The 24,162-nt window shown below is 61.4% G+C and carries 22 protein-coding genes; 13 read left to right on the forward strand and 9 right to left on the reverse strand.

Annotated elements, in window-relative coordinates:
* Positions 1-13: 13 nt before the first annotated feature.
* Positions 14-943: a LysR family transcriptional regulator gene (locus tag VSP_RS02200; RefSeq protein WP_029190107.1), complete on the reverse strand. Its 930-nt coding sequence runs from the start codon at positions 941-943 to the stop codon at positions 14-16.
* 106 nt (positions 944-1,049) lie between these two features.
* On the opposite strand from VSP_RS02200, the gene VSP_RS02205 reads away from it, so the two are divergent.
* Complete coding sequence (locus VSP_RS02205; RefSeq protein ID WP_009958435.1) at positions 1,050-1,286, forward strand: ferredoxin; 237 nt, start codon at positions 1,050-1,052, stop codon at positions 1,284-1,286.
* A gap of 102 nt (positions 1,287-1,388) precedes the next feature.
* Here VSP_RS02205 and VSP_RS33465 read toward each other — a convergent pair whose 3' ends face one another.
* The 3 genes from VSP_RS33465 to serA form a co-directional block, all read right to left on the reverse strand.
* A complete protein-coding gene (locus VSP_RS33465; protein WP_081452353.1) occupies positions 1,389-2,111 on the reverse strand; it encodes a transposase in 723 nt (240 codons plus the stop codon).
* Between the two features lie 142 nt (positions 2,112-2,253).
* Complete coding sequence (locus VSP_RS02215; protein WP_009958438.1) at positions 2,254-4,359, reverse strand: M3 family metallopeptidase; 2,106 nt, start codon at positions 4,357-4,359, stop codon at positions 2,254-2,256.
* Between the two features lie 68 nt (positions 4,360-4,427).
* Complete coding sequence (gene serA, locus VSP_RS02220; protein WP_232289539.1) at positions 4,428-6,158, reverse strand: phosphoglycerate dehydrogenase; 1,731 nt, start codon at positions 6,156-6,158, stop codon at positions 4,428-4,430.
* 39 nt (positions 6,159-6,197) lie between these two features.
* Here serA and VSP_RS02225 point away from each other — a divergent pair, with 39 nt between their 5' ends.
* Positions 6,198-6,680, forward strand: a complete 483-nt coding sequence (locus tag VSP_RS02225) for a hypothetical protein (RefSeq protein ID WP_156345581.1) — start codon at positions 6,198-6,200, stop codon at positions 6,678-6,680.
* A gap of 24 nt (positions 6,681-6,704) precedes the next feature.
* Here VSP_RS02225 and VSP_RS02230 read toward each other — a convergent pair whose 3' ends face one another.
* Positions 6,705-8,048 (reverse strand): hypothetical protein, encoded by a 1,344-nt coding sequence (locus tag VSP_RS02230; RefSeq protein WP_009958441.1) that lies wholly within the window; start codon positions 8,046-8,048, stop codon positions 6,705-6,707.
* Positions 8,049-8,148: 100 nt separating this feature from the next.
* On the opposite strand from VSP_RS02230, the gene VSP_RS02235 reads away from it, so the two are divergent.
* The 3 genes from VSP_RS02235 (at position 8,149) to VSP_RS02245 (ending at position 10,972) form a co-directional block, all read left to right on the forward strand.
* Positions 8,149-8,835: a hypothetical protein gene (locus tag VSP_RS02235; RefSeq protein WP_009958442.1), complete on the forward strand. Its 687-nt coding sequence runs from the start codon at positions 8,149-8,151 to the stop codon at positions 8,833-8,835.
* 91 nt (positions 8,836-8,926) lie between these two features.
* Positions 8,927-9,265 (forward strand): DUF485 domain-containing protein, encoded by a 339-nt coding sequence (locus VSP_RS02240; protein WP_009958443.1) that lies wholly within the window; start codon positions 8,927-8,929, stop codon positions 9,263-9,265.
* A 150-nt stretch (positions 9,266-9,415) separates the two neighbouring features.
* Positions 9,416-10,972: a sodium:solute symporter family transporter gene (locus VSP_RS02245; protein ID WP_044133853.1), complete on the forward strand. Its 1,557-nt coding sequence runs from the start codon at positions 9,416-9,418 to the stop codon at positions 10,970-10,972.
* 540 nt (positions 10,973-11,512) lie between these two features.
* On the opposite strand, the gene VSP_RS38800 is transcribed toward VSP_RS02245, so the two are convergent.
* A complete protein-coding gene (locus tag VSP_RS38800; protein WP_009958445.1) occupies positions 11,513-11,914 on the reverse strand; it encodes a toxin-antitoxin system YwqK family antitoxin in 402 nt (133 codons plus the stop codon).
* Positions 11,915-11,935: 21 nt separating this feature from the next.
* Positions 11,936-14,515, reverse strand: coding sequence for a glycosyltransferase (locus VSP_RS33475; protein ID WP_081452354.1), 2,580 nt, complete (start codon positions 14,513-14,515; stop codon positions 11,936-11,938).
* A 164-nt stretch (positions 14,516-14,679) separates the two neighbouring features.
* Between VSP_RS33475 and VSP_RS02260 the strand changes: the two genes are divergently transcribed.
* The gene (locus VSP_RS02260; RefSeq protein WP_009958447.1) at positions 14,680-16,416 is read left to right on the forward strand and encodes an FAD-dependent oxidoreductase; all 1,737 of its coding nucleotides are present in this window, start codon (positions 14,680-14,682) and stop codon (positions 16,414-16,416) included.
* A 94-nt stretch (positions 16,417-16,510) separates the two neighbouring features.
* Here the strand turns inward: VSP_RS02260 and VSP_RS33480 are convergent, their stop codons facing one another.
* Positions 16,511-17,134 (reverse strand): RNA polymerase sigma factor, encoded by a 624-nt coding sequence (locus VSP_RS33480; protein ID WP_009958448.1) that lies wholly within the window; start codon positions 17,132-17,134, stop codon positions 16,511-16,513.
* 123 nt (positions 17,135-17,257) lie between these two features.
* Positions 17,258-18,391, reverse strand: a complete 1,134-nt coding sequence (locus VSP_RS02270) for a beta/alpha barrel domain-containing protein (RefSeq protein ID WP_009958449.1) — start codon at positions 18,389-18,391, stop codon at positions 17,258-17,260.
* 219 nt (positions 18,392-18,610) lie between these two features.
* Between VSP_RS02270 and VSP_RS02280 the strand changes: the two genes are divergently transcribed.
* The 7 genes from VSP_RS02280 to VSP_RS02310 all read left to right on the forward strand — a co-directional run bounded on the left by VSP_RS02280 (position 18,611) and on the right by VSP_RS02310 (position 24,126).
* Entirely contained in the window at positions 18,611-19,240 is a 630-nt protein-coding gene (locus VSP_RS02280) for a DUF47 domain-containing protein (RefSeq protein WP_009958451.1), read from the forward strand.
* A gap of 16 nt (positions 19,241-19,256) precedes the next feature.
* On the forward strand, positions 19,257-20,303 hold the full coding sequence (locus VSP_RS02285) for an inorganic phosphate transporter (protein ID WP_009958452.1): 1,047 nt from the start codon (positions 19,257-19,259) through the stop codon (positions 20,301-20,303).
* 97 nt (positions 20,304-20,400) lie between these two features.
* Complete coding sequence (locus VSP_RS02290) at positions 20,401-21,516, forward strand: D-TA family PLP-dependent enzyme (protein WP_009958455.1); 1,116 nt, start codon at positions 20,401-20,403, stop codon at positions 21,514-21,516.
* Between the two features lie 24 nt (positions 21,517-21,540).
* Positions 21,541-22,620: a dipeptidase gene (locus tag VSP_RS02295; protein WP_009958456.1), complete on the forward strand. Its 1,080-nt coding sequence runs from the start codon at positions 21,541-21,543 to the stop codon at positions 22,618-22,620.
* Positions 22,621-22,669: 49 nt separating this feature from the next.
* The gene (locus tag VSP_RS43775; RefSeq protein ID WP_009958457.1) at positions 22,670-22,918 is read left to right on the forward strand and encodes a type II toxin-antitoxin system prevent-host-death family antitoxin; all 249 of its coding nucleotides are present in this window, start codon (positions 22,670-22,672) and stop codon (positions 22,916-22,918) included.
* A 21-nt stretch (positions 22,919-22,939) separates the two neighbouring features.
* The gene (locus tag VSP_RS40480; RefSeq protein WP_009958458.1) at positions 22,940-23,326 is read left to right on the forward strand and encodes a type II toxin-antitoxin system VapC family toxin; all 387 of its coding nucleotides are present in this window, start codon (positions 22,940-22,942) and stop codon (positions 23,324-23,326) included.
* A 26-nt stretch (positions 23,327-23,352) separates the two neighbouring features.
* Positions 23,353-24,126, forward strand: a complete 774-nt coding sequence (locus VSP_RS02310; RefSeq protein ID WP_009958459.1) for an HpcH/HpaI aldolase family protein — start codon at positions 23,353-23,355, stop codon at positions 24,124-24,126.
* Positions 24,127-24,162: the final 36 nt, after the last annotated feature.

The following is a 24,162-nucleotide window of genomic DNA, read 5'->3' on the forward strand; positions in this document are numbered from 1 at the left end:
GTGAGTTGCGAGTCTAGCTAAAGAGCACTCCTTCGATCAAGTCCTGGATGTGTTTTGGCAACGTATGGGTGCGACGGGTGACCATGACGATCTGCCGCTCAAACCGCCGGGGTAGCGGCACCCGCTGGAGAGCCTTCTTTCTGGGATACGCCGCCAGGGCGCGACGCGGCACCCAACTTGCCCCCAACCCCATCGCGACGAGCTGAATGAGGATCTCGAAGTTGTCCAGCTCCATGGCCGGAGTGTGGGGGTAGTGCTGCTCCTTGAGCCAGCCTGCCAGCTTCTGTCCAGTATGGCTCTGCTGGCTGAGGTGCATCCAGGTCTGGCGATCGAGCCACGCCTGGAGCGTCGCTGCGGGCCAGGGAGGAGGGCCCGGCGGAAGGGTAGCCTGGGCCCCGACGATGAGCTCAAACTCATCGGCGAAGCTATGCTGCACCTGAAGCGCGGCATTGATTTTCTCCGGAGCCGTCAGGATCGCGATGTCCAGGCGGTGATCCAGCAAAGCCGTGAGCAGCCCCGATCCGGCCTCGTGTGAGACTTGCATGCGCACTTCCGGCGAGTTGCGGTGAAATGGCAGCAGGATGCCCGGCAGAGAGGCCAGCCCGACGGAGCGGGAGAAACCGACCCGGACTGTTTTGGCGGCATCCACATGTTCTTCCCGAAACCTTCGCAACCCGGTTTCCAGGGCTCCATTGAGCTGGCGGGCTTCTGCCAGCAGGGCGTATCCAGCCTCCGTCAGCGTGACCCTGCGGGTGGTGCGCTCCAGCAACGTCACGCCCAAGCGGTGCTCCATGCCCTGAATCTGGCGCGTCACTGCGCTCTGGGAAATGCCCGCGAGCTCCGCCGCGCGGGTGAAGCCCCCTTGTGTCGCCACCAATTCGAACAGGTGCATGGAGTAGAGGTCCACGGGCCGGGTGGAAAGGTATTCATGCCTCATACGCATGAATGTATGACATTAATGAATTTCTAGCAACGGGAAGCGCGTGGGAGACTTCAGAAGGCAAACTTCAAAATTCAAACCTCAAACTTCATTTCAACTCCCGCGAGTCATGCCCAACCCTCATTCCAAAGCTCCTGCCAACCACCAAGGCCCTTACTACGTGGACACCGACTGTATCGACTGCCACGGCTGCCGGGAGATCGCACCCCGGCACTTCGGCCTCGATGAGGACACGGGCCTGTCCTATGTGATGCGGCAGCCAGAGACCGCGGAGGAAAAGGAAATCGTGAACGAGGCCATGAACCACTGCCCGACGGAGTCCATTGGGATCGATGGGGAGGAGTAGGGAGAGAGACGCCAGACTGCCAGACTTGAGGTCTGGGGTGGGGCATGTGCGACAGCGTAGCGCAGATTGTCAATCTGCTGTGCCGCCGATTGGCAATCGGCATCAGTCGATTGTCTCCTGATCACCTTTCCCGGCATTCCGGCAGGCACTTCCCCAAGGCCATTCATCAGCGGACTCGCATAGCCTCCCCTTTACAGGATTCTGCCGGACGTATTCTTTGATCCGGGCCATTTCTTCGTCACTGCGAATCCAATGATCGTATGACTCCGGTTGCCAGAAACTCTCTCCGGTTTTTCCAATAAGTTTGTTCGCCTCACGGGCGATCAACCGCTTTCGACTGTGTAAAATGGAACTGAGCGAATGGTTGGCCAGAGGGAGCAGCACGAGATGAATGTGGTTGGGCATGATCACCCACTCATCCAGCTCATACCGAATTCCGTTGAAGTGTTTCAGGGCTTCAACCGCCATCTGAGCGACCTCAGGCCTTTGCAGCCAGCAGGCACCGGCCCCCTGATCCAAGTAACGCTCAATCATCCGCTGCCTGGCCTTCTTTCGTTCTGAGGCAGTAAGCCCCCGGCTTTCGCCACCGACTTCATGCCTGCTATTTTCGAGCTCGAACTCCAACTTGGCCAACACGGATGTCGGCAAAGAATCCGCCAGTCGAAATGTCACAAAGTACCAAGCACCTTCCCGCTTCACATGGGGGAGGTATCCTCGCGTATGTATGCCAGAAAGCAGAGGCGGCAGCTGCTCGGGGGCCTTTCCTTGAATCCGCATCTGGAAGCGAATGCGGTCAAGTTGCTTGGATTCATCTGGGTGATCCATGGCAAAAAGTAGTGAGGCCTGGGACGGTTTCGAGCGTTATTTCGCCGAAACATCTCACAGGCCTCGCGACTGATGCCGATTGCCAATCTGCGGCACAGCAGATTGCCAATCTGCGCTACCAGATGATTTCCCGTGAAGCGGCTCAAGCAAGCCCCGCGCGCACGAGCAGCGCATCCGGATCGGGATCGCGGCCCATGAAGTCGCGGAAGAGCTTCGCGGGATCTTCGCTGTTGCCTTTGCTGAGGATGCAGTCACGCAGGGAGCGACCGACCACGGGGTTGAGCACGCCTTCGTGCTGGAAGCGGGTGAAGGCATCCGCATCGAGCACCTCGGCCCACTTGTAGCTGTAGTAGCTGGCGGCGTAGCCGACGGGGCTGCTGAAGAGGTGGCCAAAGCGGCGGGCCATCGTGGGCGGGCGCGTCTCGGTGGGGAAGGTGTAGTCGTTGACGATGCGGCGGGTGAGCGCGTCGAGATCGGCGGCCTGCTCCGTGGCGTAGTGCATGTGGAGTTCGAGGTCCAACTTGCCAAAGGAGAGCTGGCGCATCATCGCCACGGCACTCATGTAGTTGCGCGCGGCGAACATCTTCTTGAAGAGAACGTCCGGGATCCGCTCGCCGGTCTCGTGGTGTTTGGCAAAGAAGTCGAGGCTCTCCCGCTCCCAGCAGAAGTTTTCCATGAGCTGGGACGGCAGTTCCACGAAGTCCCAGGCCACGTTCACGCCGTTCATGCTCGGGATTTCCACGGTACCCAGGAGCTGGTGCAGCAGGTGGCCAAACTCATGGAACACGGTGCACACCTCATCATGCGTGAGGAGGCCGGGCTTGCCTTCTACCAGCGGGGACATGTTGCCGCACATCAGACCCAGGTGGGGTCGGCGCTCGCGACCGCTGTCACCGGGCCAGCCGCCTTTGAGATAGTTCATCCAGGCGCCGCCACGTTTGGAATCGCGCGGGTGCCAGTCGGCGTAGAAGCTGCCGGTGTGCACGCCTTCCTTGTTGCGCACTTCGTAGAGCTTCACCTCAGGATGCCAGACTTCCACCGGCGAGCCAGCGTCAGCGTCGGCCGGAGTCTGGCCCACGGGGTGAAACACCGAGGGGCGCTCTGTGATGGTGATTTCAAACAACCGCTCGGCCAGCTTGAACATGCCGTCCAGCACGCCCACGACGGGGAAGTACGGGCGGAGCTCCTCGGAATCGAATTCATAACGCTCCTGGCGGCGTTTCTCGCTCCAGAAGGCGATTTCCCAGGGTTCGAGGAGTTTGACATCCGAGCCGGTCTGGTCCGCCTTGTATTCCTGAAGGTCCACGACCTCCCGGTCAAAGGTCTGCTTCACACGGGCGTGCAGGCGCTCCGTGAACTGCAGGGCGGTGGCGCCGGTCTTGGCCATGCGGCGCTCCAGGATGTAGTCTGCAAAATTGGCCTTGCCCAGCAGTTGGGCCTTTTCATGGCGCAGGCGCAGGATCGTCCAGATGAGATCCGTGTTGTCGTATTGGCCGCCGTTGCCGATGGAGCAGCTGCCGGTCCAGACCTGCTTGCGGATGGCGTCGTCTTCCAGGTGTTCCATCACGGGGATGATGGACGGAGCCTTGAGCGTGAGACGGTACTTGGGGGATTCCTCGCTGCCGAGTCCTTTGGCCAGGGCATCAGCTTTGGCAGCGGCCAGGGCGGTTTCGGGCAGCCCCTTGAGCTTCTCAGCATCGTCGAACACCAGCTCCCAGGCGTTCGTGGAGTCGAGCACGTTCTCTGAATACTTCTGGGTGGCCTGGGAGAGCTCAGACTCCAGTTCCTCAAGGCGCTTTTTCTTCTCGGCAGGCAGTTCCGCACCATGCTGGCGGAAGTAGGCGAGCGTCTCATCCAGCGTACGGCGACGCAGGCCGGTCAGGCCACGGGCTTCATCTGTGTTGCTGTAGGTGAGGATGAGGTCCCAAAGCTCGCTGTTGAGCGGGATCTTGGCAAAGAACGCGCTGACCTTCGGCAGCATGCCGTTGTGAGCCTCCCGCAGGGCGGGGGAGTCACAGACGGACACCAGGTGGGTCACCAGACCCCAGGACTCATTCAGCCCACGAAGGGCCTCTTCGTAACCCAGCATCACGCTTTCGAAGGTGAGGCCACCGCGCTGCTGCCCGATCACGGCACTGAGCCGGGTCTCCGCTTCCTCGAGCGCCTTGGTGATGTCAGGCTCAACCGCCTCCGGGGAGAGGGTGGACCAGCGGACATAAAACGAGTCGTCGAGGAAGGGATGGGACATGGTGAGGGGTGCCGGCTGAACCGGCAGGGCAGGAGAGGACGGAAAAACGGAGCAGGGACTGTGCAGGATTACGAATCCAGCACCATGCAGTACACTCTTTTCACGCCGGGGATGGTTTCCAGATCCTTGATCACGACGTCAGCCGGGGCGGTGTCGAGGGTGAGCAGCGTCATTGCCGTGCCGCCCTCTTCGTTGCGGCTCAGGGACATGTTGGCGATGTTCACCTGGTGCTGGCCGAGGATCGTGCCGTAGGCACCGATCATGCCGGGGCGGTCGTCATTTTCCAGCAGCAGGAGCGTGCCTTCCGGCTTGGCTTCCACGCGGCGGCCGTTGATCTTCACGATGCGGGGATCGCCACCGAAGAAGGTGCCGGCGATGACGGCAGTCTGGTCGCCCGAGCCCACCTGCACCTCAATGAGGTCTGTGAACTCCGTCGGTCCGGGCACGCGGCTTTCCGTGAAGCGCAGGCCGAGGTTTTCGGCCGTGCCGATTGCGTTGATGAGGTTGACCTGATCGGCACCGATGGGCTTCTCAAGGTAGCCTTTCAGCACGCCGCGCGAGACGAGCGTCGTGTCCATCTCACCCAGCTTGCCACTGTAGTTCACACGCAGTTTCTCGGCGCGGGCAGGAGCGATCTGGGAAATGAGGCGGCCCAGGATCTCACCGAAACGAAGGGCCGGCCCGATGGCGGCGAGCGTCCTGGGATCCACGTTGGGCATGTTCACCGCGTTCACCACGGTGCCTTCCAGAAGGTTGGCCTTCACCTGCTCGGCGATTTCAATCCCCACCGACTCCTGGGCTTCATCCGTGGAGGCGCCGAGGTGCGGGGTGAAGACCACGTTCGGGGCCTTCAGCAGGGGGTAGTCTGCGGGCGGGGGCTCCACTTCGTACACGTCCAGAGCTGCACCGGCCACGTGACCTTCTTCCAGGAGCTTGGCCAGGGCGTTGTCATCCACCAGACCACCGCGGGCGCAGTTGATGATTCGGACACCCTTCTTGATCTTGCGCATGCGCTCTTCATTGAGCATGTGCTTGGTCTCGGGCGTGAGTGGCATGTGCATTGTAATGAAGTCCGCGTCTTTCACGGCGTCATCCAGATTGTCGGCCAGCTCCACCTTGAGCATCTCGGCGCGGTTGGCGCTGAGGTAGGGGTCATAGGCCACCACGCGCATGCCGAAAGCCTGGGCGCGCTTGGCGAACTCTGCACCGATGCGGCCCATGCCAAGCACGGCGAGGGTCTTCTTGTTGAGCTCGGTCCCCTGGAAGGTCTTGCGGTCAAACTTGCCGCTCGCCACGTTGGCGTGGGCCTGGGGGATCTTGCGGGCCAGGGAGGTCATGAGGGCAAAGGCATGCTCCGCGGTCGAAATGGTGTTGCCGCCAGGGGTGTTCATCACCACCACGCCGCGCTTCGAAGCGGCCGGGACGTCGATGTTGTCCACGCCCACGCCCGCGCGACCGATGACTTTCAGGTTCGGGGCGGCTTCCATGACCTTGGCGGTCACCTTCACGCCGCTGCGCACCACGATCGCATTTGCATCCTTGGCTGCCTCGCAGAAGTCGGACTCTTTTTTCAGGCCAAGGTTCACGACGACTTCGAAGGACGGCTCCGCCTGGAGCAAATCAATGCCGGTCTGCGAAATGGGATCAGCAACGAGGATGTGGAATTTGGCCATAGGGACGCTCAGCGTAGCACGGACCGCAGGGCACTCAAGCGACGAGTGAATCTCCGGGATGAACCCAACGGGCTGTTCGGGTGAGCAGGCGGGAGGCGGGGTGGTGGTGCCGGAACGCAGATTCAAGCTTGTTCATCCTGCGGTTCTCTGGAATAATTCCGAGCCATGAGTTCGTTTTTCCTTTGCAGAATGGCGCTGGCGGTTGGGGTGCTGGCTGGCATTTTGGGACTCCTGCCGGTCTCAGGAGCCGAGCCTGCCGATGGGCAAAAAGCTGCTACTCCGACGGAAATGCTGGCCTTCTTTGATGACACGAAGGAGGCGGTGTTCACCGAGTGGTCAGACCTCGACACAGACACTCAGGCCTGGTCCAAACACACGAAGGACAGTTACGCACCCATCCGCAATGAGGGGAGGGTGCAGGGCGGGGCCAGCCAGTATCGCAAGGTGTTTAAGAAAAAGCTTCCGGGCATGACCGTGTGGTGTCGTACGGCCGAGTCGGAGGTGGCCCACAAGTCGAACAATGTGAGTCTGCTGAAGAAAGGCTACGTCCTGGTGCGGTTGCAGGTCTTCGTGGATACGGAGGGGGCTGCCCGTTTTCAGGGGCTATGGGTCAAAGTGGCGGAGCCGCCAACCGATGCCGCAGGTTGACCGTGGAACGGGAAGCGGGCGTGCCTACCTGGCTTTGCAGGGGATCATCACCCCATCCCGCATGCCGTGCAGCAGCTTCTTGTCTGCGGGCACGATCGTGGCCAGCACGCCGCCGAGTGTCACCTCGCCATGGTGGGCAAAGTAGTAGGGGCAGAGCCGGGCGCGACACTGCATGGGGACGATGCGACCGCTGGCCTGGTCATGCCTGGGGTGGGTGAGCACCCTGGCCCGGTGAAACCTCTGGAGCAGGTAGGGATTGCCGGGATACGAGTCCAGAGCCTCGTCGATTGCCTCGGCCCACTCGTCCTGGGGCAGATCGTGGCCTATCTTCACCCCGCGGGAACCCCAGCTCTTCTCTGACCAGCCGCTGATTTTTACGACCAATTCGCGCTCCCGGCTGCCGAATCGTTTCATCTCCTGCCAGTCGTGAATGCCCAGGCGCGGCCATTCCGCGTGCAGGGGCAGCGGGGTGGGATCGAGGGTCCAACCGTAGGGTATCGACTCCTTCAGGAGCTGGAGGTGGTCTGGGGTCAGCGCTGCCTCCCACCACCGGCGCAGGGCGGGCGACCAGAAGAGGGCCAGCCAGAGTTTCTCCTCCAGATAAGGTTTCATGGGAGGCGTGAAGCGCAACTCGCCAGCCTCCGCCATGCTCAGCAGCGCCTCGGCGTGTTCCACGTTGTCGGTGTCCCACAGCTCGAAGAAGCGGTACACATCCTTGCCCTGAAGATCTCGTGGTTGGATGGACCAGGGGTTGAGGACCCGCCGTCCTCCCCCGTCACGAGCATTGAGCTGAGCGGTCAGCCAGGCCATCTCCGGTTCGTAGTCTGCGGCTTCGCGGGAGACGAGGATGTCATGATCAGGGAAGACGCGGTCAAAGCCATCCATCATGCCGGCGGGACCGCCCAGCACGTCCTCGCCGATGGCGGAGTAAGTCTGGCCCATCCATCCGGTGAGACCGATCCCTCCCGGCAGGTTGTCCAGCTCGGTGATGCTGAGGCCGGTTTCCGTCCACACCAGATCCGGGCGGATCACCCGGGGTAGGGCGTCCTTCCAGCGCGAGTTGCGGCCCAGGGCGACCATGCGCTCCGGTTTGCCCTGATCGAGAACACGCGCCACCCATTGGAGGGAAGGGGTGTCCACAGCCTCCTGGTAGAGGCGGTTGCACGCCGCCTGAAACGCGGCCGTGGCCGGACCGAGTGCATGAATGCGCTTCACCACATCTGCCGGCAGCGGCAGGGCAGAGGGGGATACCTGCCAGTCCTTGTCCCGGAACATGCCGCCCTCCGGCATGGCTGCCCGCACCGCTTTCACGCGGTTAAGCTGCTCGGATTCAGGGGAGGCGAGTTCCTCCAAAAGGGGCGGATTCATGCAAAGGGGCCGACTGGGCACGCACCTAATAAACGACTCCCGTGGTGTCAAACGATGCTTCCACTTGACGGGGCGGCGCATCACTGCTCCTCCATCGCGCATGTTGCACCGCCTCACCACCGTCTTTTCGGCACTTGCCGCCACCATGCTGCTTTCCTCGTGCCTGGATTACGAAGAGGACATGGTGATTCACAAGGACCTTTCAGGCGAGGCTCTCGTCACCATCAACCTGCCGGACTCCCTGGTGTCCAAGTATGATGCCATCCAGGCCGAGTTTGCCCCGGCGAAGATCCAGAAGCGTTTTGAAGATCTGGACGGCGTGACGCTGGTGTCCTACGAAGTGAGCGCAGACCGCAAGCCGGTGGCCAAGCTGAAGCTGAAGTTCAAGTCGATCGACAAGCTCAATGAAGCCATCGCCAAGAATGCACCTGCCGCCATCGTGGCCGGGGTCTTCACGGTGAAGAAGGAGGGGGGCAAGACCACCATCGAACGCAAGCTCGGTCAGGGGGAGCCGAAGGCCGAGCTGGGCGACTTCAACTATGTGCAGTACAAGACTCACTTTGATGGCACCATCGGGGGCACCAATTCCGGCTTCTACAACAGCCACGGCCAGGATGTGCGCTTCCGCTACAAGCTGACGGAGGTGCTGAGCAACAAGCCCTCACAAGTGACCAGCATCGTGAACCCCAAGCCTTGGGCGATCATCTTGTTTTGCATTGCCGTGCTTGGAGGAGCCGCCTTTTACGGTTGGAAACTTCTCGGAAAAAAGAAGGTGGTCGTGCGTTGAGTCGCACCTGCTTGCATCTGGCTAAGATGCCCGCAGATTGCCGCAATTCCGCGCTTGCCACGGCGTATGAGGATACCCTAGCCTCTGCGCCATGCCTTCGGAGAACCCAAATGTCCACAAGACGGCTGCCCCTGAGTGGGACAGCATTGCCGCCCGCCCCGCTTTTCAGGAACTGCTTCGCGTGAAGACGCGTTTCCTGACGAAGATGACGGTGTTTTTCCTGATCTACTTTTTTGCGCTGCCCATCTCCGTGGGTTGGTTCCCGGAGTTCATGAAGAAGGAGGTTCTGGGCAAGGTGAACCTGGCCTACCTCTTCGCACTGTCGCAGTTCTTCATGGCCTGGATCCTGGCGGCTCTCTATGTCCGCCAGGCGGGCAAGTGGGACAAGATGAATGCCGCCTTGCTGGCCGAGGCGCATCTTGAGAAATAATCTGGCCCCTGGTCCTTCCTCACCTCACTTCTCCCTTCCGATCCTCTCTCACTCATGAGCGTCCTCTCCCTCTTCCTGGCCCAGGCGGCCAGTGCCAGTGCCAGCCCTGCCCCAGCCCACACGGGCGGTGTTAATTACACCGCTCTGGGCATGTTCCTCGTCTTCGTGGTTCTCACTCTGGTCATCACGTTCTTCAGTGCCCGCAAGGCCACAGGCTCCGCCGCTTACTTTGCTGCCGGCCGCAGCATCACCGGCTGGCAAAACGGTCTGGCCGTGGCGGGCGACTACATGAGTGCCGCCAGCTTCCTGGGCATCTCCGGCATGATCTGCTTCCTGGGTTATGACGGCTTCATGTATTCCGTCGGGTTCCTGGTGGCCTATCTCACCGTGCTTTTCCTGGTGGCGGAGCCGCTGCGCAACGCGGGCAAGTACACGATGGCCGACCTGCTGGCCTATCGTCTGAGCCCCCGCCCGGTCCGGGCTATGGCCTCGCTGAGCACCATCACGGTCTCCACCTTTTACATGATCGCCCAGATGGTGGGTGCCGGGGTGATCATCAAGAGCCTGCTCGGCCTGAGTTTCGCTCCTGCAGTGATCGGGGTGGGTGTGCTCATGCTGGTGTACGTGGTCTTTGGCGGCATGCTCGCCACCACCTGGGTTCAGATCATCAAGGCGGTGCTCCTCATGGCTGGTGCTTTCTTCCTCAGCTACCTGGTGCTCCAGCATCACGGCTTCAGCCTGGCGAACTTCTTTGACCACGTCTCGCGTGCTGACTACGGCGGCTCTGCTGCGCCCAAGAACCTGCTGGAACCCGGTCTGAAGTATGGTGTCATCGCGGCGGGCCCCTGGGGGCCGCTTGATCTGGTCTCCCTGGCCATGGGCCTGGTGTTGGGCACCGCCGGCCTGCCGCACATTCTCGTGCGCTTCTACACCGTGCCGGACGCCAAGACCGCCCGCTCCAGCGTGGTCTGGGCCATGGCCATCATCGGGGTGTTCTACATCCTCACCACGTTCTTTGGATTCGGAGCTGCCACCATTCTTGAGAAATCCGCCATCACCACGGCGGCAGGCAAGCCTGACACCAACATGGTGGCACCCATTCTGGCGCTGGCCCTTGGTGGGAACCTGTTCTTCGCCTTCATCAGTGCGGTGGCCTTCGCTACGATTCTCGCCGTGGTGGCTGGCCTCACCATGAGCGCTTCCACCTCGTTCGCCCATGACTTCTACACGAACGTGATCCATCATGGCAAAGAGAAGACCGCAGGTGAGGAAGTGCGCGTGGCGCGCATCACGGCCTTCGTGGTGGGGGCGGTCAGTATTGGGATTGCCATCGGTCTTGGACCAGAGGTGAATGCCGCGTTCCTCGTTGGGCTGGCGTTCGCCGTCGCGGCCTCTGCCAACCTGCCGGTGATCCTCTTCTCCGTCTTCTGGAAGCGCTTTAACACCGCCGGTGCCGTGTGCGGCCTGGTGGGGGGGCTTGCCTCCTCGATCTTGCTGATCCTGCTCAGCCCGAGTGGCATCTTTGGCAAGGCAGGGGCCATCTTCCCGTTGGACAACCCGGGCATCGTGAGCATTCCGCTGGGTTTCCTCGCGGCGTATCTGGGCACCGTGCTCACCAAGGCAGACCCGGAAGCCGCGGCCAAATTTGCTGAACTCAAGGTTCGCGCCCACACCGGCCTGGGTGCCGAGAAGGGCGGCGGTCACTGATTTTGTCCGCAGATTGTTCTGGAGAGCCACTTCAAAGGCTGGATGTCGCAAGGCATCCAGCCTTTTTTGCGATGCATGAGGTTTGTTTCCGCGTACCGCGTGAACTTGCTGGCCATCTGTGTGGAGGCTTCACGCCAACGGCGTGGTACAAGTCAGCCCAGTGTCAGGCGAGGCACGAGCCGCCACCCTGGGTCCACGGGCACGTGAACCGGAACTCCGAAGTGAGTTCTACAAACCGCGACCGCATCCCTGAGGTGTTCACCGCATGCAGGATGGCCGTCTCCGGGTGATCTGGACGGTCTGTTGAACTCCCTTGGAGTTCCATCGCAACCTCGCGCAACCCGGGGTGGCGACCGCTTCGCGGTCTGACCCCGGGCTCTTATGTATCACGCCGTTGGCGTGAGGGGTAAGGCCTATTTCTTGAACGCAAGGATGGCTTCCTCGTGCCAGCGACCAGGGACTACGCCAACTCGTGCGTCCAAGGAGCGGCGGTTGTGGAAGCACAAACCGCCGCTCCTTGGGGTGACTCAGTAGGCTGTGTTACTTCCCCGCCTCGTAGTTCTTCTCGGAAACAATGCGGTCGTGATCATAGACCCGTTCGCGGTAGAGGAGGCCGGCTTCGGTCCACTCGCGGTTCTTGCCCACGCGTTCGCCTTTGACAAAGTCGGTCTCGGCCAGGGGCTTGCCGTTGGGGTGCCACTCCTTCACGGTGCCTTCGTAGTAGCCGTTCTTGATCGGGTACTCCGCCTTCAACTTGCCGTCCTTGTAGTAGTCTTTGGAAATCCCCGTGAAGGCCTTGCCGGTTTTGGGATCGGCAAAGGCGTTGTTGAGGTACTTCAGATCCTTGTACGGCAGTTCCTTGGGCTTTTCACAGGAGGGGAGCCCCAGGGCCAGACCCAGGCCAACGAGGCAGGTGAGCAGGATGGGAAGGCGGCGCGTCATGCCGACTAGTTCACAGAAATCTCAGCGCGAATCAAGCGCCGTCGCAGGGACGTGCAGATCGCGGGACTGCCAAGAGGGTGTCTGCTTGGCGGTGATGGGCATCAGACCGACCTCTTTGGCCGCCTGGAGGGCGGCAGCATTGAACCGTCGTGTGACAAGAAAGCTGCCAAGTAACAGGATGAAGTAGGGCACCACCATGGAAAGCAGGAGGAGCCCTCCTCCCCAATTCAGATAGCACACGAGAATCAGAGAAAGGTAAAACAACGCGGAGAACAAGGGGATGCCGGGGCTCCACGTCGCAGCTTTCACGCGAGTGAGGCATTTGCCGCCCCCATGATATTCGGTCACGGTCACGAAGCGAAGCCGGGTGCCCGAGTCCGCGAAGCTGCCATCCCACAGGCTCCAGTCCCCGGCGGGGCGGCAGCGCAGGTCGTAGGTCTCCTGCAACTCTTTGGCAAAGGCTTCCAGCCAGGCCTCGCGGCCCACCCCGTCAGCACTCCAGAAGACGAACTCTGTGCGTTCAGGTGTCTCAGGCGCGAAGGTCAACGGTGCTGTTTTCCACGGCCATTGCAGTTTGCCCTTGGGCAGGGCGCGGTAGCGCATCATGCCCCGCAGTCGGGCCCAGTCGCGGACCACCGGTTGGATGAAACAAAGCGTCCACAACAGGGCCCGGTGCCGCCAGGTGTGGGAGATGAGCATGAAGTCATTCATGGCAGCGCGCTTGTTGGCCACCCGGAGGGACAACACGAGCATGACGGCCGGGATTCCCAGCCAGGCGAGGTGCAGAAAACCCAGGGGCAGGGCGGCAATACAACCCGCCAGCCAGGGCAGGCCGCTCATCCAGTGCGCCAGAGTGTCGCCATTGCCGCTGTAGATGCACTGGAAGGGCGCCAGCCCATGGGTGCCAAAGTGAATGTGCTGCCGTTCCAGATCACCGTGATAGGTGTCATCCCCATAGATGGCACCCCGCCAGCGAGCCCCGCCCAGCCAGGCGAAACGCTTGGGGAAATGGCCGATCAAGAGCGCCTCAGCCAGACCGTACCCAGTCTGTTGACGAAGGTAGGCGCTGACGGTGAAGCGGCGGTGATGCCAGACCACGGCCGCAGGAACGAAACGCAGCCTCCCGCCTTGTTCCTGAAGACGCCAGCAGACGTCCACATCATCGCCAGCCGTGGTGAATTCCACACGGAATCCACCGATGGCTTCGAGGGAGGCTTTGCGGATGGCCAGGTTGCAGCCGGGCAGGTGCTCCGCTTCTTCGTTGCCCATCAGCACATGGGCTGGGGCTCCGGGAGCGGCAGCCACACAGGCCTCGGTGAGATTGCGGGGCGGCGGCGGCAGGTTGGGCCCGCCCGCAGCCACCCAGGAGGGCTCGTCGAAGGCCGGGGCCAGGCACTTCAGCCAGTCTTCGTCGGGAATGCAGTCATCATCCGTGTAGGCCAGGATTTCCCCGCTGGCCAGGCGCATGCCGTGATTCCGCGCAGCGCTGAGGCCACCCGGAGGCTGGTGATGATACTTCACGTACGGGAACTCCCGGGCGATTTCGGAGGTCTCGTCCGTGGAACCATCGTCGATGACCAGGACTTCGTAGTTGGCATACGTCTGCGTGCCGAGGGCGACCAGACAGTTCCGCAGCGTGGCGGAGCCGTTGCGGGTGCAGACGATGACGGAGATCCGGGGATGTGAGGCGGGTGTCTCAGCGGGCGCGGCAGCGAGCGCTTCTGAAGCCAGCTTGGGCCGGCGGTCACGTGTCACCAGGCCAAACTCCCATGCCGTGACTTCCTCGCCTCCGCGGTGCCACTCGTCTGTGAAGGAGAACCAGAAGTTGCCCGCTACAGCCGAGCGTTGCACGGTCTCTTGCTGCCATTGCAGAGCCCGGGCCTGGGCGGCCTCGCCATGCGTTTTGGAATCGAGCCCGAACTCCGAAATGACCAGGGGCTTGCCATCAGCCAGGATCTGGAGCCGCTTCAAGTAGGCCGCGAACCGATCCACGTTCTCCAGGAAGACGTTAAAGGCCACAAAATCGGCATTTCTCGGGACGAGATACTCGGTGGACGGATAGCTGGCGTAGGCGACAGGGAGGTCCGGGGCCTCTGTCTTGACCGCGGAGATGAGCTTTTCCAGAAAGCGCCGGACGGGCTCCGGTCGCATCCAGCGCACCAGCGTTTTTTCGATCTCATTGCCCACCAGGAGCCCCGCCACCACCGGATCAGTGCCAAAACGGCGGGCAGCATCCTGCACCCGGGCGATCGCCTCTGCCTGGATGGCGGGATCACTCAGAAAGTCCACATGCTGGGTCCACGGGACACCCACGAGCAGGCGAAGTCCGTGATCACGGGCCGCCTGGAGGACTGTCCCGGTGGGAAGCTCATAAACACGTACCGTGTTGAAGCCCAGTTCCGCCATCTTGCGGAAGTCATCCTGCAACCGAGCCTCCTCGGGCCAGGGCTGGCTCTGGGCGTTGGGCTTGAAAGGGCCATAGGTCGCGCCGCGCAGGTACACCTTGGCCCCCGTTGCTTCCCGGAACCACCGGCCGGAGACCCGCCATGCTCCTGACCCGGATTGGGCCGTGCAAGGTGGGGAGGACGGGGGGCAAAGCATCTCGATTCTCAGGTAGGGGGTGCGGGATTCTACAGATAGACGAGTAACTCTGCGGACGCATTCGGCAATCTCTTGCACGCGCGGGCAGTTTTTTGGCCGCCTCCGCCGCTCAATGACCAGTTCGGCCTTCTGACTTTACAATTTGACCGTCAGCCCGCTAGAACATGCGGATGCACCGATGCTTTCTCCCCCTGCTGGCGATTCCGCTGGCCACCAGCCTGGCTGTGGCTGCGGACGGTCCCACCACCCCGAATCCCGGTCTGCGCTACCACTACGATGTGCCGAAGGCAGACCCACCCCAGATCATCAAGGTGGATCTGTGCGTGTACGGAGGCACCCCGGCTGGCATCGGTGCGGCGGTGCAGGCCCGCCGCCTGGGCAAGACCGCCGCGTTGGCAGTCCATCGCCGCCACGTGGGGGGGCTCACTTCCGCAGGGCTCACGGCGGTGGACCTGGGCAAAAAGGAGTCCATTGGCGGCATGGCTGCCGAATTCCTCAACCGGATGGGCAAGTGGAGCGGCTTCCGCTCGGGCGACGCAGAGAACGTTTTCCGCGCCATGTTGAAGGAGGCGGATGTGCCTGTGTACTATGAGCACCGCCTGTCCAAGGTGGTGAAGGACGGCAACCGCATCACGGCGCTGGAGTTTGAGAACGGCAACCGGATCGAGGCCAAGTGTTTCGTGGATGCCACCTATGAGGGCGATCTCTTTGCCGGGGCGGGTGTCTCCTACCATGTAGGGCGTGAGGACAACTCCGTGTACGGCGAGACGGTGAACGGCTACTTTGTGGCGGACAAGCACCAGTTCCGTTTTGATGTGGACCCTTATGTGAAGGCTGGGGACCCTTCCAGCGGACTGTTGCCCGGCATTCAGCCCGGGCCGCCGCGTCCTGCCGGCTCAGGTGACAAGTGGGTGCAGGCCTACAACTTCCGCATGTGGCTGACGAAGGCCGACCAGGGCATCGCGTACCCCAAGCCTGCCAACTACAACCGGGATGATTATGCGCTGCTGCTGCGCTACATCACGACGCAGCCGGATTTCCCGTGGGATTTCACGTACAAGTACGGCCCCATCAAACTGAACCTGGGCGACTGCAATAACGCCGGCCCTGTCTCCACGGACTTCATCGGCGGCAGCAACGAGTGGCCAGAGGCTGATCAGGCCAGGCGCGAAAAGATCTTCCAGGCGCATGTGACCTACCAGCAGGGCATGATGTGGTTCCTCGCCAATGACGAGGCGGTGCCGCAGCGGCTCCGTGACTTTGTGAAGACATTCGGCCTGCCCAAGGACCAGTTTCCTGAAACTGGCGGCTGGCCGCATGAGCTCTATGTGCGTGAAGGGCGCCGCATGATCTCAGACTACGTGATGACCGAGCACAACTGCACAGGCAAGGTGGTGCCGGAAGACAGCGTGGGCCTGGCGAGCTACACCATGGATTCCCACCACACCTCCCGCGTCGTGGTGGACGGTTTCGTGAAAGCGGAAGGGAATGTGGAGAAGCCCACCCCGGCCCCCTACCCGGTGAGCTATCGTGCGATGGTGCCCAAGGAGAGCGAGTGCAACAACCTCCTCGTGGGCGTCTGCGTCTCCAGTTCCCACATTGCCTACGGCAGCATCCGCATGGAGCCCGTGTTCCTGCTGCTGGGCCAGTCGGCGGCCACGGCGGCTTCCATCGCCATCGATGACGGCCTGACGGTGCAGAAGGTGCCCTACGCCAAGCTGCGTGAACGTCTCCTGAAGGATCACCAGATCCTGGACTGGACCCTGGAGATGCAAGCCAAGGCGGTCGCTGCTGAGAAGGAGCGGAAGGAGAAGGAAAAGGCCAAGGCGGCCCAGTCGAAGGCGGAGGGCAAGAAGGGGGCCACCAAGGAGAAGACCCCGGCCCCCGGTCCCGCGAACTGATCCGGGCACGCATTGATCTCATCCAACCACGAAAAAGGGAGGCCGGAGCCTCCCTTTTTTGATAGGTTGAGATCGTTGCCAGGATCGGGCCTGGTTAGATTCGGCGCTTGATCACCTGCTCAAGTCTTTGCACGCCGCGGCGGATGCGGGCCTTCACCGTGCCGAGTGGCTCGTTGAGACGTTCCGCGATCTCGCTCTGGGTCAGCCCGCCGAAGTAGGCCATCTGGATGGCTTCACGCTGTTCAGGCGTGAGTTCCAGGACGGCGCTTTGCACCGCAGCGTCGCTTTCCTTGGCGATGAGGACATCGCTGGTGTCATCCACGAATTCTGGCTGGGCCGTGCGGGACTCCGATTCGAAGTCGTCATTGAGCCGGCTACGACGCTGTTTGGCGCGGATCCGGTCAATGGCGCGGTTGCGGGCCATCGTGGTCACCCAGGTCAGGGGTTTACCCTTGGTAGGCTCATAAAGGTGGGCTTTCTGCCAAATCTGGACGAGAACCTCCTGCATGATGTCCTCGGTGTCCTGGTGGTCGTTCAGGACGCGGTGGATGGTGGAATAGAGCAGGCCACTGAACTTCTTATAGAAGAACTGGAAGGCGGCGACATCGCGTTGGCCGATGCGCTGAAGCAGGGCCATATCCGCATCGACTTCCTCAGCGGTAGGGGCAGCCGGAGCAGCAGAGGTTGTGTTCCGAGTGCGACGGTTCGTTGCAATCATCGTTTTCACAATGACAACATCTCACGTGTTGAGCTTTTGTCTACAATATTTTTATCGCCGTCTATGATTTGTCTATTAAACGGATTGCCCCTTTCGGTTGTCTAAGCTGCCTGTTTTCTGCCTTTACTTGGGCAAGTGGAACAGGTCTTTACATCCAATACGCTCCGCCATCCGCAAAGGACGTCGCATTGCTTCCGCCATGCGCTGGGCTTCCTCCTGGCCCCGCAGGTCCTGGCAGCGGGGGTGGGCCTCTGAAGCGGCGATGTGCCCCAGAAGGGTGAGCACGTGGGCGGTGCTGTGTTTGTAGGCGGAGGCGCTCATCTTCTCGTCGAGGCGGAATACCAGGTCCTCGAAGGACTGGATGGCCTCAAAGACCTTGTACACCCGGGTGTCGAAGCGGCCCGTGCCGGTCTTGAACTGCTTTTCCGCCACACTGTCGAGCAGCCACATGTCCTTGGCCGCGCAGATGAGCGGGCAGGCGCTGACGCCGGCCCCGATGAGCAGCGGCAGCCCGAGCCGGATGGCGGTGCAGATCCCAAAGTCATCCCCACTGTGTGGAGCGAAGTCCAGCTTCAGGGATTTGCACATGGCGGCCCAGTAGAGGAAGTGCGGCTCATCCAGGGTGGAGATTTTGCCGCCGACGAATTTAGGGTGCTTGGCCAGCTCATGAAGCAGCCAGGGCTCGTAGGGAGTGGCCCAGGGGACAAAGGAAGGCTCCAGCGCGTGGACAATGCCGGGGCGGATGAGGTGCTCGGCCAGCTCAAAATAGGCATCCCGTCGGGCCTCGGTGCCCAGGGAGTTGAGGGTGCGGGAGGTCATGAGCATGACCTCGCAGTTGCCGTGCTCCTGCACGGCATCGATCATGGGGAAGTAACGCTCCGCCTTGAAGTCGTTGTGGCCGAGGTCCTTGCCGGTGACGCCGGCGATGAAGCGCTGGTCGGGGAAGGCGGCACGGAACCGCAGGAGGACTTCGCGGTACTCCTCCAAGGTCAGGTCAAAGATGTAGCCGGTGTCCGCATTGAGCACGAAGTCGATTTCCACGCCATAGCGAGCAGCGCAGCGGCGCATCCAGTCGATGCTGCGGACGAAGCCGTCCCAGTCAGGCTTCTGGTCCTGAAAGGGGAGCAGGGCGGCTACGCAGAGGCGAGCCTTGGTGGAGTGATCCACCAGCTCTTCCTCGCTGGTCCAGGCCCAGACCGTGTCGCTCCAGGGTGTGGAGGGTTTCAGGTCGGCGGGGTCGTGAATAAGGGCGCTCATGCGGGTGCTGGGTGGAGAGGAACGGTGGCGTGTGGGGTCCATCCTCTCCAGTCCGATTTTTATGTCAACGTCGGGGGCATCTTGTGGCGGAGTCGGGCGTCTTCTTTGTGCTAGCTGGGCCGACTTTGTCCAGATTCGCGAGAGTCTAAGGCAAATCGAACTTGCCAAGAACGTCACCTAATGTCACTTGACGGGCTCTCAGGCCTTATCCCCTCCCGCATGTTCAGCAGTCTCTTCAAACGCGACGACACGTTCTACACTTTGCTGGAGGCCAGTGCCGCGGAAGCGCGCAACTGCGCAATCCTTCTGAAAGATGTGATGGCCCACATGGGTGCCGACACCAGCTCCCAGCTCGATGCGATCCATCAGAGCCGGCGCAAGCACAAGCGCCTGACCCAGGAGGTAACGGAGCGTCTGTGCAAGACCTTCATCACCCCGCTGGACCGTGAGGACATCGAGCATCTTAGCAGTGCTCTGCACAAGATCCCCAAGACGGTGGAAAAGATTGCAGAACGCCTCGCGCTCTGCCCCGTGCAGTACGCCAACGACATCGTTTCCCGCCAGATCAACCTGCTGGACCTGGGCACGGTGGAAGTGGTGAACATGGTGGGTGCCCTGCGCAAGAAGGCTGGCATGGAGCACATCCAGGACATGCAGGACCGTCTGCAGCATATTGAGGGGGATGGCGACAAGATGCTCATGGATCTGTTGCGCCAGCTCTACAACGGCAAGGCCGACCCGATCGAGGTGCTGATCCTCAAAGACCTCTACGAACTCCTGGAGCGCGCGATCGACCGGTGCCGCGACGCCGGGAACGTGGTCTTCCAAGTGGTGCTGAAGTACTCCTGATCCGCCACTCCCGCCCATGCTGACGCTTTTCCTCTGCGTACTCATCGCAGCGCTGGCCTTCGAGTACATCAACGGCTTCCACGATGCGGCGAACGCCATCGCCACGGTGGTGTCCACCAAGGTGCTGACACCCCGGCAGGCCATCATGCTGGCGGCGGTGTGCAATCTTTTTGGGGCGCTCATGGGTACCGCCGTCGCCAAGGCGGTGGGCAAGGACTTCGTGGACGTGAGTGCTGTGACCATGGCCACAGTGCTGGCCGCCCTGCTCGGTGCCATCATCTGGAATTTGATCACCTGGTGGTTCGGCATCCCATCCAGCTCCAGCCATGCGCTGGTGGGTGGGCTCTGCGGTGCGGGGATCGCTTCCTCACCCAAAGGGTGGGATGTGCTGCTCTGGGGCACGGGCCTTTGGCCCAAATTGATCAAGCCCATGATCCTGTCTCCACTGATCGGCTTCATCCTGGGAGCCATCATCATGTTGCTGCTCAATTTGTCGCTCTTCAAGGCACAGCCCTCCTGGATCAATCGGGTCTTCGGTCGTCTGCAGATTGTGAGTGCTGCCTTCATGGGCCTGAGTCACGGGACCAATGATGCGCAAAAGACCATGGGGATCATCGCACTGGCGATGTACACCGGCACACAAGCGGGGGCTTTCAATGAACTGCCCGGCTGGCTGGGCTTCCTGAAGTCGGAGAAATTTGAGATCCCCCCTTGGGTAGTGATTGTCTGCGCCATCACCATGTTTGCCGGCACGGCAGGCGGTGGCTGGCGCATCATCAAGACCATGGGCCACAAGATGGTGAAGCTGATGCCGGTGCACGGCTTTGCTGCCGAGACCACCGCGGCGGTTATCATTCAGTCTGCCAGCCACATGGGCATCCCCCTTTCCACCACGCACGTCATCTCCACCAGCATCATGGGCGTGGGGGCCACCCGCCGTCTGAGCGCGGTAAAGTGGGGCATCGTGCACCGCATCGTCTGGGCCTGGGTGCTGACCCTGCCCATCACGGGCATCCTCGGCTACTGGCTGCTGAAGCTGCTGGATGTCTTCGGTTTCCATTGATCTCGAAGTCGGATCGATCAGGTGAGGGTTGATCCGACACGTTTGTATCATTCTCCGGCCTTGCAGGCGGAGGCGGACCTTGTTCAAGTTGAGGCGCATGTCTGCCGCCCTGCCTTGGTACGCTGTTGAGAACATCGACGAGATTCCGTCGCCCTCCCTGCTGGTCTATCCGGACCGGATCGAGGAGAATTTGCGGCGGATGATCGCCATGGTGGGAGATGTGCAGCGGCTGCGTCCGCACATGAAGACCCACAAGATGCCGGATGTGATCAAGCTGCACCTCGCGCTAGGCATCACGAAGTTCAAATGCGCCACCATCGCTGAGGCGGAAATGACGGCCGAAGCCGGGGCCAAGGACATTCTGTTGGCCTATCCGCTCGTCGGGCCAAACATCGCGCGTTTCTTGAAGTTGAAGCGGCAGTATCCGCAGACGCGGTTCTGCGCGGTGGCAGACGATGCGGATGCGGCTCGTGCGCTCTCCGCCGCGGCGGGGAAGGAAGGTGTGACGGTGGAAGTGATGCTAGAGGTGAATTGCGGCATGGCCCGCACGGGCATCGCGCCCGGCGAAGGAGCAATCCAGCTCTATCAATTACTCGCCACCCTGCCGAACGTGCAGGTGGCTGGGATCCATGCCTACGATGGCCACATTCACGATCACGATTTGGCGGCCCGTACGTCCGGAGTGGAAGTGGCGTATCAACCTGTGGAAGCCTTGCGGGATCGTCTGCTGGCGCTGGGCTTGAGCGTACCGCACTATGTGGTGAGCGGCACGCCCACGTTTGGCATCCATGCCCGGCGGGGTTCCTATGAATGCAGCCCCGGCACCTGCGTGGTCTGGGACTGGGGTTATGGCACGAAGCATCCGGATCTCGACTTCCTGCACGCGGCGCTGGTGGTGACGCGGGTGATCAGTAAACCGGCTCCCGAGCGGTTGACTTTGGACCTGGGGCACAAGGCGATCGCTGCCGAGAATCCGCATCCCAGAGTTTATCTCCTGAACCTGCCCGATGCCAAAGCGGTGATGCACAGCGAGGAACACCTGGCCGTGGAGACCCCGCTGGCGGGTGATTTCCCCGTGGGCAGCGTCGTGTACGGCGTGCCCTGGCACATTTGCCCCACCGTGGCGCTGCACTCCCATGCTTTTGTCGTGCGGGGCGGCCGCGCGGATGGCACCTGGAAGGTGGCGGGCCGGGAGCGGGTAATCACAGTTTAGCATCAGGCATCATTCTTCAGTAGCATGAGCACACATTTCATCTTCGACGCCCATCTTGATCTCTCCATGAATGCCATGGAGTGGAACCGTGATTTGACTCGTCCCATTGAGGAAATCCGCCGCCGGGAGCAGGGCAAGACGGACATGAAGGATCGCGGTAACGGGGTGGTGTGCTTCCCGGAGATGCGACGGGGTCGGATCGGGATCTGTGTGGCCACTCAGATCGCTCGTTATGTGAAGGAGACCAATCCCTTCCCCGGCTGGCATTCCCCGGAGATTGCCTGGGCGATGACGCAGGCGCAGCTCGCTTGGTATCGGGCGATGGAGGAGAAGGGGGAGATGAAGCAGATCCGCACCGCCGGAGAGCTCAAAGCGATGGCGGATCTCTGGATGGGAGAACCGCCGGCCGATGCGCCGATTGGCTACATCCTCAGCCTGGAAGGGGCGGACTCCATGATCACCCTGGGGCATCTGGAGCGCTCCTATTCCGACGGTTTGCGCGCCCTGGGGCCCGCCCACTATGGCGTAGGGACGTACTCTCCTGGAACCGAGGCGGAAGGTCCGCTCACCGCCAAAGGCCGGGAGCTGGTGAAGGAGATGGACCGCCTGGGCATCATCATGGATGCCACGCACCTGACCGACGAGGCTTTCTGGGAGGCGGTCGAGTTGTTTCAAGGACCCGTGTGGGCCAGTCATCAGAACTGCCGCGCCCTGGTGCCGGCCCAGCGACAGTTCACGGATGAGCAGCTCAAGCATCTTATTGACCGCGGCGGCGTGATCGGTGCCGCCCTGGACGCCTGGATGATGGTGCCGGGCTGGATCAAGTTCAAAACTCGGCCAGAAGACGCCGGGGTGAACCTGCAGCACATGGTGGATCACATCGATCACGTCTGCCAGCTCGCGGGGAATTCCCTGCATGCCGGCGTGGGTACGGATTTGGACGGCGGCTTCGGTCGCGAGCAGGCCCCTATGGACCTGGAAACCATCGCGGATCTGCAAAAGGTACCCCCAATGCTGGCCGCCAGAGGCTACTCCGAGAACGACATTGCCAACATCATGCACGGGAATTTCCTGCGGTTCTTGGAGAAGAATTTGCCGGCCTAAGTCCAATTGCCGCACTTGACCAAGTACTTGGTCCGAAATATAGTCCGGTATGACCACTGTCAATCTTCATGAGCTCAAAGCGCATCTGTCTGAGTATGCGCGGAGGGTAAAGAGCGGTGAAACGGTGGTCGTGTGCGAACGGAATAAGCCGATCGGCGAGTTTCGACCGCTTCCGACGGCCGCTTCCCGCCTGAGGCCGGCACCCGGACTGTTTCGCGGCCAAATCCAAGTGACCGATGACTTTTTTTTGGTGAATGACGAGCTGGCAGCTTCCTTCGAGGAGGGTGGCGCGGAGTAAATAGTTCAGCGATAGAAGCTTGTGAAACTTCTTTTGGATACGTGTGCCGCGCTTTGGTACTGGGCAGGAGACGCAAGACTCTCCAGCAAGGCAATCTCTGCCCTGAGCGATCCAGAGAACGAGGTGGTATTCCACCAAGTTTCCTACCTTGAGATAACTTTGAGGCATTCGCTGGGAAAACTTCCAATGGCTGAGCCTCCCGGGGCCTTGGTTCCCAAAGCCATAAAAGCTTATGGAATCGACTATGCCGTTTTGTCTAATCGAGACATTCAAGGCTTGGAACAACTGCCGTTTCATCATCGTGATCCTTTTGACCGCCTCTTGATTTCGCACGCTCGACACAAAGGGTTGGTCATTGTCTCCGCTGATGAGGAGATGCCGAAATACGACGTGTCCGTGCTGTGGTAGATGATTGACTAGCTCGAATAGGTACCATGCGCACTTCCAACATCCTTGCCAAACTCCGCACTGGCGGTGTGGCCCGGGTCTGCTCGACCGGGGCGGCCATCCAGTCATTCCCTCAGCATGCGCAGCGGGCCGGATTTGATGCAGTGGTGTTGGACGGCGAACATCGTCCCTGGCATGCGGGGGATGTCTCGTTGATGCTGGCCCAGGCGAAGCTGGCGAATGTGGACACCTTGTGGAGGACGCCCTCGGTCGAGCCGGTGGCGTTGTCGCGAGTGTTGGAGGACGGAGCTACAGGCGTCATGGTGCCGATGGTGGAGACTGTGGAGCAGGCGGCCGCGGTGGTGGCTGCCGCCAAGCATCCGCCGCTTGGCAATCGTGGACTGGATGGCTCGTGGGTCGATGGCGATTTCGGCGCGCATGCCAAGGATGCCTATGTGGCACATGCCTTGGCGGAGACCTTGGTGGTGCTGATGATCGAATCCCCGCAAGGCGTGGCCAATGCGGAGGCTATCGCGGCTTTGCCGGGTGTGGACGTGTTGTTCATTGGCCCAGGGGACTTGTCATTGCGGTTGGGCTGCAAGCCGTCGCTTCAGGAAACAAAAATGCGTAGTGCCGTGGAGACGGTGGCCGCGGCGTGTGCGAGGCAGGGGAAGTGCTTGGGGCATCCCGCCAAGAGCGCGGATGATGCGCGGGAGGTGATCGGCATGGGGGCGCGATTCGTAATGATGGGCAGCGAAGGCCAGGCCGTGCAGCAGCATTTGCAGGCGTGCAAAGGGATGCTGGATGGGGCGGGAGTGTGAGGTGGAGTGGATGTGGTGGACGCGGCGAAATGGGCC

It is taken from the genome of Verrucomicrobium spinosum DSM 4136 = JCM 18804 (assembly GCF_000172155.1).
GTDB lineage: Bacteria > Verrucomicrobiota > Verrucomicrobiia > Verrucomicrobiales > Verrucomicrobiaceae > Verrucomicrobium > Verrucomicrobium spinosum.